This is a genomic window from Streptomyces sp. NPDC030296 (assembly GCF_055572815.1).
The window spans coordinates 867609-874730 of the sequence record NZ_JBVICQ010000003.1 but is presented as its reverse complement, the minus strand read 5'-3'; the positions used below and the strand labels follow the sequence as shown (position 1 = coordinate 874730).

The following is a 7122-nucleotide window of genomic DNA, read 5'->3' as shown; positions in this document are numbered from 1 at the left end:
TCGCCGATCCTCTACTACGGCGACGAGATCGGCATGGGCGACAACATCTGGCTCGGCGACCGGGACTCCGTCCGCACGCCCATGCAGTGGACCCCCGACCGCAACGCGGGCTTCTCCTCCAGTGATCCGGGGCGGCTGTTCCTCCCCACGATCATGGACCCGGTCTACGGCTACCAGGTCACCAACGTCGAGGCGTCGATGTCCTCACCCTCGTCGCTGCTGCACTGGACCCGCCGCATGATCGAGATCCGCAAGCAGAACCCCGCCTTCGGGCTCGGCACCTACACCGAGTTGCCGTCGTCCAACCCGGCGGTGCTGGCGTATCTGCGGGAGGCCCCCTCGACCGGGGGCGGCGGGGACGACCTGGTGCTGTGCGTGAACAACTTCTCCCGGTTCGCGCAGCCCACCGAACTCGATCTGAGCGCCTACGAAGGACGCCACCCCGTCGAACTCATCGGCGGCGTGCGCTTCCCCGCCATCGGCGAACTCCCGTACCTCCTCACCCTCGCGGGCCACGGCTTCTACTGGTTCCGCCTGCGGAAGGACGCCGTGTAACCGACCGGAACCCCGGGCGGGCCGGTTTTCCCCGGCCCGTCCGGGGCACGCAAACAGGAACCCCCCGCCCACCGGGGAAAGGACGCGACGCCATGTCGGAAGCCGCCACGCACTCCACTGCGACAAGTCCTGGTCCGCAGCCCGCCGCCCCACCGACGCCCGGGCTGCTCACCTCGCTGGAGCCACTGCTGAGGGAGTGGCTGCCACGGCAGCGGTGGTTCGCGGGGAAGGGGCGGCCGGTGTCCGGGTTCTCACTGGTGGCGGCCACCGAACTGCTCCCGGTGGGCGGGCGGCCCGACGACTCCCGGTCGGGCGGCGCCAAGGCCGGGCTGCTGCATCTCCTCGTCCGCGCCCATCAACCGCTGGTGCCGTCGCAGGGCGCGCCCGTCCAGCCCGGCGACTGCTACCAACTGCTCCTCGGTGTCCGCGAGACACTGCCACCCCGTCTAGCGCCCGCTCTGATCGGGCACGTCACCGACGGGCCGCTGGCCGGACGGACGGTGTACGAGGCGCTGCACGACCCGCGCCTCGCCGACGTCCTCCTCGAAGCGCTCCGGACACAGGCCCGCATAGGGGATCTGCGCTGCGCACGGGACACACGGCTGGCCCTGCCGGAGGGACTGGTGCCCCGCCTGGTCACGTCGGAGCAGTCCAACTCGTCCGTCGTCTACGGGGATACGTTCATCCTGAAGCTCTTCCGCCGGGTCGTGCCCGGCGCCAACCCCGACCTCGAACTCCCGCTGACGCTGTCGCGCGCGCGGTGCCCCCGCGTGCCGGCGCCCGCCGCCTGGATGACCGCCGACCTGGGCCCGGCCACCGACCCGGAGACCCATGTCCTCGGGGTGCTCCAGCCGTACCTCAAGGGCGCGGCCGACGGCTGGGAGCTGGCGCTGAGCATGCTGGCCAAGGGCGAGGACTTCACCGGAGAGGCACGGGCGCTGGGCCGGGCCACCGCCGAGGTCCACGCGGCCCTCGCCGAGGCCCTGCCCACGGTCACCCTGGGCCGGCCCCAGGTGGAGTCGCTGGTCGACGGGATGACCGAGCGCCTGGAGGCCGCGGCGCAGGCGGTACCGGCCCTGCGCCCGTACGCCTCCGGTCTGCGCACCGCCTTCGAGGCCCTCGCCGACCTGGCCGCCGAAGGCCACACCTGGACGGCGCAGCGCATCCACGGCGACCTGCACCTCGGCCAGTGCCTGCGGTCACCCTTCGAGGTCGGCGCACGGCACAGCGGCGGGGGCGAGTGGTCCCTCATAGATTTCGAGGGCGAGCCGTCGAAGCCGCTGGCCGAACGCCGCATGCCGCAGCCCGTCGCCCGTGACGTCGCCGGGATGCTCCGCTCCTTCGACTACGCCGCCCACTCCCTGCGGCCCCCGGCCGCCGACTGGGCGTCCGCCTGCCGGGCGGCGTACTGCTCCGGGTACGCGGACGTCTCCGGGGCGGACCCGCGGACCGACCCCGTGCTGCTGCGGGCCTACGAGACCGACAAGGCGGTGTACGAGGTCGTCTACGAGGCCCGGCACCGCCCCGACTGGCTGTCGGTGCCGATGGCGGCGATCCACCGCCTGGCCACCGACACCGGCGCCGCCACGACGTGACGTGACCTGACCTGTCCTGAACCCGTTTGTCCCTGTCCGAGGGCCGGGCACCCGCTCCGCCCACCGCTCACCACCCTGCACAACCCGCCGAGGAGGCCGTCCCTGTGACTCCCCGCCCGCCGTCCGACGACAGCACGCAGAACACCGGCAGCGACGCCGCTGAGGCGCCCGCCCCGGCGAAGAAGACGGCTGCCCGGAAGACGGCCACGAAGAAGACCTCGGCCAAGAAGGCGACGGCGAGGAAAACGACCGCGGCGGCGAAGCCGGCGACGGCCTCCAAGGCCGGGACCACGGCGAAGACCGCGAAGAAGGTCCCGGCCCAGAGGACGACGAAGGCCGCGACCGCCGAGGCGGCGGACGCCCCGGCCCCGAAGAGCGCGGCGAGGAAGGCCCCGGCGAAGAGGACTCCGAGCGCCAAGACCGGCACGGCCCTCGGAGTGGGTGTGGAGGAGACTGCGGCTGCCGCGAAGGCCGCCACCACCAGGAAGCCCTCGGCGTCGAAGAGCACGGCTTCCAAGACCTCGGTTCCGAAGCTCCCGGCCTCGAAGACCTCCGCTTCGAAGACCCCTGCTTCCAAGGCCCCTGCTTCCAAGGCCACGGCTGCTTCTGGGACGGCGGCCGAGAAGGCCACTGCCAAGAAGGCGCCCGCGAAGAAGGCGGTCACGAAAAAGGCTGTCGCGAAGAAGGCGGTCACGAAGAAGGCCGTGGCCAAGGCGACCGCGGCCGAGACCGCCGTGGCCAAGGTGACGGCGGGCGAGACAGCCGTGGCCAAGGCCGCCGTGTCGAAGAAGGCCGCCACCGAGAAGACCGCCACCAAGAAGGCCACCACGAAGAAGGCCGTGACGAAGAAGGCCGCCGCCAAGAAGGCGGTCGGGGTGGTACCGACTTCGGGTGAACCGGAGAAGACGACGACGGCGCCGGCCGTACCGCCGCAGTCGAGCGCCGGTGCCCAGTCGGCCGTTCCCGCTCAGCAGACGACGGCACCGGCCCCGCCCGCGTCACCCACCGAACCCCCCGTCCCCGCCCAGCCGTCCGTACCGGCCCAGCCCCGCGCCGCCACCACCGAGTCGGCCTTCTCCCCCGCCGTGGACGGGGGTGACCGGGAGCGGTTGCTGGCCGGTACGCACCACGAGCCGCACGCCGTGCTGGGAGCGCATCCGGTCGCGGAGGGCGTGGTGTTCCGGGCGTTCCGGCCGTTCGCGCTGGGCGTGACCGTCGTGGCGGGCTCGCTGCGGGCGGAGCTGCACGACGACGGCGACGGCTTCTTCTCGGGGCTGTTGCCGCTGCGGGAGGTGCCGGAGTCGTACCGGCTGCTGATCACCTACGAGGGGAACACCCAGGAGACCGAGGACGCGTACCGCTTCCTGCCGGCCGTCGGGGAACTGGATCTGCACCTGGTCAACGAGGGCCGCCACGAGGAGCTGTGGCAGGCGCTCGGGGCCCGGCCGATGACCCACCAGGGCGTGACCGGCACCCGCTTCACGGTATGGGCGCCGAACGCGCGCGGCGTACGGCTGGCCGGGACCTTCAACTACTGGGACGGCACGGGCTACCCGATGCGCGCGCTGGGCTCCTCCGGTGTGTGGGAGCTGTTCGTGCCGGAGATCGGCGAGGGCGAGCTGTACAAGTTCGAGATCACCCGCCCGGACGGTACGAGGACGCTGCGCGCCGACCCGCTGGCCCGCCGTACGGAGGTCCCGCCGAACACCTCGTCCGTCGTGCACGCGTCGCGCTACGAGTGGGGCGACGAAGAGTGGATGACGCGGCGGGCGGAGGTCCCCGCGCACGAGGCGCCGTTCTCCGTGTACGAGGTCCACCTGCCGTCGTGGCGCCCCGGCCTCACGTACCGCCAGCTCGCCGAGCAGCTCCCGGCCTACGTCAGCGACCTCGGGTTCACCCACGTCGAGCTGCTGCCCATCGCCGAGCACCCCTTCGGCGGCTCCTGGGGCTACCAGGTCACCGGGTTCTACGCGCCCACGGCCCGCCTCGGCGACCCGGACGACTTCAAGTACCTGGTCGACTCGCTGCACCGGGCGGGGATCGGGGTGCTGATGGACTGGGTGCCGGCGCACTTCCCTCGGGACGACTGGGCCCTGGCCGAGTTCGACGGGCGTCCGCTGTACGAGCACCAGGACCCGGCGCGGGCCGCGCACCCCGACTGGGGGACGCTGGAGTTCGACTACGGCCGCCGCGAGGTGCGCAACTTCCTCGTGGCGAACGCCCTGTTCTGGTGCGAGGAGTACCACATCGACGGGCTGCGCGTGGACGCCGTCGCCTCGATGCTCTACCTCGACTACTCGCGTGAGCCGGGCCAGTGGACGCCGAACGAGCACGGGGGCCGGGAGAACCTGGACGCGGTGTCCTTCCTCCAGGAGATGAACGCGACCGTGTACCGCAGGGTGCCCGGGGTCGTGACGATCGCGGAGGAGTCCACGGCGTGGGACGGCGTCACCCGCGCCACCCACCACGTCGGCCCCGGCGGTTTCGGCGGCCTCGGCTTCGGGCTGAAGTGGAACATGGGCTGGATGCACGACTCGCTCGGCTACATGGCGAAGGAGCCGGTGCACCGCAAGCACCACCACAACGAGATGACGTTCTCGATGGTGTACGCGTACAGCGAGAACTACGTCCTGCCGATCTCCCACGACGAGGTCGTCCACGGCAAGCGTTCCCTGGTGTCGAAGATGCCCGGCGACTGGTGGCAGCAGCGCGCCAACCACCGCGCGTACCTGGGCTTCATGTGGGCCCACCCCGGCAAGCAACTCCTCTTCATGGGCCAGGAGTTCGCCCAGGGCGCCGAGTGGTCGGAGACGCACGGCCCGGACTGGTGGCTCCTCGACCCGGCGTACGGCGCCGAGGCGGACCACCGGGGGGTGCGCGACCTGGTCCGCGACCTCAACTCCGTGTACCGCGACACTCCCGCGCTGTGGCAGCGCGACACCGACCCGTCCGGCTTCTCCTGGATCACGGGTGACGCGGCCGAGGACAACGTCCTTGCCTTCCTGCGGCTCGACGCGGACGGCGCGCCGCTGCTGGCCGTCTCCAACTTCAGCCCGGTGATCCGCCGCGACTACCGGCTGGGCGTCCCCGACGACGTCCCGGCGTGGCGGGAGGTCCTGAACACGGACGCGGCGTCGTACGGGGGGAGCGATGTCACGACACCGCACCCGGTGAAGTCGGAGCCGACACCGTGGCACGCCCGCGGGGCGAGCGTCCGCGTCACGCTGCCGCCCTTGGCGACGGTCTGGCTTCGCCCGGCGTAAGGGCGCGTCATGGCTCGGGGCCGCGGGTGGTTGGGCGACTGCGGGTGAGGTGTGGCTGGTCGCGCAGTTCCCCGCGCCCTTGGAGGGCCGGGCCTGCGGCCCGCCCTCCATCGGAAAAGCACGGGGCCGAAGGCCCCTGCTTTTCCAGGGGCGCGGGGAACTGCGCGAACGGCCCCCACCCAGCCGCACCCGCCGACGAACCGCGCACCCCCGACCCGTCCCGCGCTCACCCCCCACCCCTCCGCCCGCCGGACATCATCCGCCGCAACGCCCCCACCAACCCACTCCCACCCCGCCCGGACGCCCCCGCCGCCACCGCGGGAACCTCCCCCTCGCCCCCCGCAGACGCAGCCGCACCCGACCCCCCGGCCCGGCTCGCCACAGGCGCCCCCGGACCGAGTTCGTACCGCACCGGCAGCAGCCGCAGCCCCCGCACCACCGGCCCGGTGCGCCACGGCAACTGGTCCGGCGGCAGCGTGAGTTCCGCGCGGGCGAAGTGCTCGAAGATCCGTCCCACCGCCGTGGTGACGATCATCCCGGCCAGCTCGCGCGCGGCACTGGGGCACTGGTGCGGCCCCGCCCCCCACGCGAGGTGCGCACGCGTGCTGACCGCCGAGTCGACGAGGTGGGACGTGCCGATGGCGAGCAGGTCCCGATGCGCGGCGGCGACGGACGGGGACACGATGTCCCCGGCCCGGATCCAGAAGTTCCCCAGCCGTACGTCCCGCCCCGCGAACCGGAAGCACAGGTTGGCGGTCGGCGGGTTCACCAGCGCCGCCCGGTTGACGGTCTCCCCGATCTGCCCGGTCACCACGCTTCGCCGGACCGTCGCGTTGCCCCGCAGCACCTCCAGCAGGGTGTTGCAGACCATGTTGCCGGTGATGTCGTTGAGGTAGACCGCGTTCATGAACAGCTCACGGCCGAGCTGTTCGTCGGACAGGGACGGGTCGGACAGCAGCATGTACGACGTCAGGTCCTCCCCCGGCCGGGACCGGCGGTGCGCCGCGAGCCGGATCATCGCGCCCAGCGCCCGCTCGGTGGCCGGTCCCGCGTCCGGCCCGCCGTCGAGCATCCGCCACATCTCCATGACCATCTCGTCGCCGAGTTCGACGGGGCAGCCGAACAGCTTGGTGGTGACCATGAGGAGCAGCGGCCGGGTGTACTGCGCCGCGAGATCGGCGAAGCCGCTCGTGCCGGACTCCGCGGCGAGCATGCCGATGAGGTCGTCGGCGTACTTGGCGACGGCGGCCCGCAGTTCCCATCCCTCGGGGCTGTGTCCGTCCTGGAAGGGCCGCATGGCCGAGTGGTGGGTCAGCCGGGCGGCCCGGTGCTCGTCGTCGTCGAAGAACATGGTCTGCCGCACCTCGTAGCCGGCGAGCAGCGGCCAGTCCCTGGGCAGTCGCCCTTCCGCCCGCGCCCGCCAGTGCCGTACGTCGCGCCGCCAGACGCTGTCGTTGCGGAGGACTTCGAGCACCTCGCGGTAGTCGAGGACCAGCCACACCGGAACGCCCATCAGCCCCACCGGAGCGACGGGGCCGTATGTACTCCGCAGTCGCTCGTAGACGCTGCCCGGGTCCGTGTCGAACTCCGAGGTCAGCAACGGCTCCACGGGCAGCGAGTCGAGCGTGGGGCTGCCGGCCGGAGCGGCCGCGAACGGATGAGTTTCCATGAGCGACACGCATACCGCATGACACCTGCACAAGCAGTGA

Annotated in this window: 4 protein-coding genes; 3 read left to right on the top strand and 1 reads right to left on the bottom strand. The window is 72.2% G+C overall.

What is annotated here, in order from left to right:
- From ACZ4Z3_RS11955 to glgB, 3 genes are all read left to right on the top strand, one after another.
- On the top strand, window positions 1-555 hold a 555-nt coding region (locus ACZ4Z3_RS11955), incomplete at its 5' end, for an alpha-glucosidase C-terminal domain-containing protein (protein WP_468500806.1).
- A 92-nt stretch (window positions 556-647) separates the two neighbouring features.
- Window positions 648-2150: a maltokinase N-terminal cap-like domain-containing protein gene (locus ACZ4Z3_RS11950; protein WP_468500805.1), complete on the top strand. Its 1503-nt coding sequence runs from the start codon at window positions 648-650 to the stop codon at window positions 2148-2150.
- A 104-nt stretch (window positions 2151-2254) separates the two neighbouring features.
- Entirely contained in the window at window positions 2255-5413 is a 3159-nt protein-coding gene (gene glgB, locus ACZ4Z3_RS11945; protein WP_468500804.1) for a 1,4-alpha-glucan branching enzyme, read from the top strand.
- Window positions 5414-5639: 226 nt separating this feature from the next.
- On the opposite strand, the gene ACZ4Z3_RS11940 is transcribed toward glgB, so the two are convergent.
- A complete protein-coding gene (locus ACZ4Z3_RS11940; protein ID WP_468500803.1) occupies window positions 5640-7082 on the bottom strand; it encodes a cytochrome P450 family protein in 1443 nt (480 codons plus the stop codon).
- Window positions 7083-7122 lie beyond the last annotated feature (40 nt).